The 569-nt window shown below is 41.1% G+C and carries 1 protein-coding gene; it reads right to left on the bottom strand.

The window, feature by feature from the left end:
• Positions 1–569: hypothetical protein (locus tag FRW57_RS23835; RefSeq protein WP_203230525.1), on the bottom strand; the 569-nt coding region annotated here is incomplete at both ends.

Genomic DNA, 569 nt, shown 5'->3' with positions numbered 1-569 from the left:
TAGGATTGCTTATTGGCAGTGTTTGCTTAATTTTAACAAGATCTAGCAAGCCCATTCTGACTTCGGGGGCAAATTGCCCATCTTGTCCAAAGTAAGGTAAAAATGCATTCGTAGACTTAGGTATATTAAATCCTACGCTAATGACGTTAGGGTCGATTAACTCAGCTTTCATGTCTGCTATATAGTCATGTTGCCAGTCTTTTCGCCCCACCAGCACATCGCAATCACACTGTAATACGTAACGTGTAGTGACTTGATTAAATGCCCATATCTGAGAAAAAAGCGGAGCCTGTGAAACAGTATGTGATTGTGTAACCGTTGGCGCACCAAACCATTGGTTGTATGTAACAGTTATCACATCACTTGAAGTGGGTGCGATAAGAAGCCCATTGACGATGCCATTGTTTACTAACTCGTTGGCTGATGTGAGCAACTGGTTGAAATCACCTTGCTGATATTGTCGTAGAAATGGTCCTTGGTAGCTGTCGAGTAACAAGAATACCTGTTTGAATTTATTAGGATAATTTAGTTGAGTAACAATGTGCGAGACTTGAGTGAATAGCACATCG

Origin of the sequence: Segeticoccus rhizosphaerae (assembly GCF_009192725.1) — a bacterium.
Classification (GTDB): Bacteria; Actinomycetota; Actinomycetes; order Actinomycetales; family Dermatophilaceae; genus Segeticoccus; species Segeticoccus rhizosphaerae.
This window is presented reverse-complemented; position numbering and strand designations above follow the sequence as displayed.